A 3,232-nucleotide genomic window follows, 5' to 3' on the forward strand; every position below is an offset into this window, starting at 1 on the left:
TCGCGAGTGGCCTCTTTCCAGTCCCGCAGCCTGTCCGTGGTTTGTTCGAGCCAATCAGGATTTTCGGGGGGAACCAGCCGGGTAACGTCGCTGGCACTACAATTTCCCAGTGTTTTCAGGGCAGCATCAAGGTCGGTAAATGCCGCGAGATAACGGGTCAGGGATGTGTGGATTGTTCCGCCAGGTGCCAGAAGATCCTGACCTTCTGCCAGCAGAGTCCTGAGATGGGTGCGGGCAGTGAGCAACTCTCCCGTTTCGGCTGTACAGCCCGCAAGGTGGGTGCGTGTTTCCTGTCCCCAGTCAAATGCGGCGTTGATTGCGTCGAAGTCAGTCTCCAGACCCCGCCACATCGGACCGATGCTTGTCTTGTGAGAAGCATTCCCGAGCTTTTCAAGAAGGGCCGCACGTTCGACAAGAGCTTCAAGGTCGTTTTCACAGTCTTCAGGCAGGGCGATGGCATGAGGTTCAAGCCGTTTGCGAATAGCCTTCTGCCCCATGGAACGGGCCAGAAGCCACTTTTCTTTAACGGTACGCCATTCTGCAAGGGTTTCAGCCAATGGAAGAGCGCGTACGCTGTCTTTCCAGCGGGTATCAAGATCTGCTGTCAGAGCGTGGTACCGTGTAACAGATTTCTGTTCCAGTAATACGGCATCGCGTGTTTCGCGGGCGCTTTCCGTGAAGCTCCATGCCACTGCGTGGGGCAACAGAAGATGGGAGCAAAGCGCTTTGATCTGCTCAAGTCGCTGATGGGAAAGATTGTTCTGAGGCAGCGAAAGCGCCTTGGTAACGCTCAGCGCCGCCTCTCTTAGCGTGTCGAGGGCGGAGAGTGCTTCCTTGACGGCGTCAAGCAGTCTGCCTTCCCACAGCGGTGACCATTCCGTTTGTTCAAGACCTGCCAGTCTTGGTGAGACGACAACATCTCCGATACGGGCATAAAGGGTCGACAGATCTTCAACGGACTGGAGCAATGTATCGTAATCGGCTTTTGAATGAACATCCGCATTGGCCCATTCCAGAGGAATGCGGACGATGGATGTTTCCTGAGCACGAAGAGTGACGCCAATTCCGCGATAGGGCGTCCAGCCATTGCGACGCGGCGTATGGAGATCGCGGACGTAAGCGTTCAGTTCAGTGCGAATGGTATCCAGTGTCTGTTTTGTCCGTGCATATTCCTCAGGCTGGAAATCCTCAAGCGCAGCCTGCGCTGTCTGAAACTGTTGCAGCACCGCCATCTTGTTCGCCTTGGGCGAGAACAGATCCAGACAGAACTCAGCAATGCCCAGTTTGGCCAGACGCGCACGGACCACTTCAAGCGCCGTCCGTTTCTCAGCCACGAAAAGGACCGTACGCCCCTGCGCAAGCGTGTTGGCAATGATATTGCCAATGGTCTGGCTTTTCCCTGTGCCGGGCGGCCCGATCAGGACGAAATTTTCGCCCGCTGCTGCGCGTGCGATGGCCTTGAGCTGAGATGAGTCGGCTTCCATCGGGCAAACGAGATCGGCTTTGGCGAGAGCGTCGTCGAGGTCACCAGCAGGATCAAAACCGTTCGATGGGGCAGAGCCTGTCTGCTCGCCGTCCTTGACGCCGTTCAGCAGGCGGCTCGCGACGTCGTTCGTGGCAAGATGCTCTTTCCGTTCCAGCAGGTCCTTCCACATCAGGAATTTCGCGAAGCTCAATGTCGTCAGACTGACATGCTCGCGAATTTCCCATCCCGGAATGTGTCGAAGGTGCAGCCGGAAGGCTTCGATGATTTTTGGCACATCGAGGCCGGACTCATCTTCCGGAAGCGTGTCTCCTTCCAGCAGGGGAATCCGGATATCGTATTCGGCACGCAGCATTTCCAGCAGCGTTGTGTTGATACGGGTTTCATCCCCGTGAGCCCGTAGTGTGAAAGGCGATTTGATGCTGGCTCTTTCCAGAAGGACCGGAACGAGAATGAGGGGCGCGAGATAGGGCTTGGATTTGTCCTGAGATGTCCAGGCCAGCGCTCCGATCGTCAGGAAAAGCACGTTCGTGCCGCCTTCCTGCTCGGAGCTTCGGGCATGACGATAAATTTCGGTCAGTGCGGTCTGAAGTTTGTCCTCTTTCCGCTGGACGACGATCTCGCGTCGTTTGAGGGCTTCCAGCGCATACGCTCTGGACGCATCCTCATGATGTCGTCCCTGATGGAGAGCCTTGTTTCTGGGATCATCATCGTCCATGAGCCCCGGTGCCGCGACGAAACGAAGCGGTTTGGCACTGCTGCCGGCGCGCATCTCCGCCACCATGTCTTCCAATAACGCCGGATCAGGGCAGTCGAGTTCAATCAGTTGCCGATCTGACTTGGGGAGGTTCAGCAGCCGGTTCCGCGCGGACATGTCGAGCAGACGATTGCACCATCTCTGCACGCGATCTGCCGGACGGTCTGGCAGGCGCTCTTCTTCACGCTCCTCACGCAATGGGGGAGGGGCCTCGAATGTCGGTTGTCCCGCTGACTCATTGGATACGGCTTCTGGCGCGTCGGCACCCGGTGAGGCTGCTGAGGTGGAGAGGGGACGGATACGGCGCAGGCGTGCCCGGTGAATATCGATAACTTCACGGAACGCATCTGGATCGTCATCGTCTATGTCGCGCAGATGGGCCTCGCCCCGCTCGCATGCTGCGGCGAAGCTGGGTTTGCGTGCTGCCGTCGCCAAAGTTGTTTCAAAGACACGTAGATCGTCGAGCTTCAAGCGGTTGCGAATGCCAGGCAGATCCTGGACCACCGAAGAACCCGCATCCTGCTGGTCGAGCCACAGGCCCGCGAAGGCATGTCCTCGCGTCAGAACAATCAGAGGGCGCAGACCAACGGCTTCGAGACATGCGGCGAACAGAACGGTCGTATCGAGACAGGTCGCCAGACGTTCCTCGACAATCTGGGTTGGAAGACGGATACGTTGGCCGTTTTCAACAAAAGATGCGGGTGGATTAATATAGGTAATATCCAGCGCGCAGATGGCGCACCACAGCGCCTGAGTCTGGGCCCACACGCGCGCCTTGTCCCCCTGATAACCTTCGAGGGAAGGGGATTGTCCCGCTTGCCGGAGGATTTCGGATGCGCTGCGCAGGATACGGGCAATAGCAGGGTCATTGGGAAGTACAAAAGCGGCGAGGATGTCGGGGATACCGGACAGGCCACCCCATTCATTGCGGGCAAGCATCCGGACATCGCGTGTTACCCTCGCAAGTTCCTGTTCTCCCGCACGGGCGACAA

General features: G+C 57.7%; 1 protein-coding gene. It reads right to left on the minus strand.

Features of this window, described 5'->3' with window-relative positions:
- A partial coding sequence (locus ABF979_RS16615) for a DUF4011 domain-containing protein (protein ID WP_415560779.1) occupies positions 1-3,232 on the minus strand: 3,232 nt, incomplete at both ends.

The sequence above is a fragment of the Gluconobacter sp. genome, from assembly GCF_047723935.1.
Lineage (GTDB): Bacteria > Pseudomonadota > Alphaproteobacteria > Acetobacterales > Acetobacteraceae > Gluconobacter.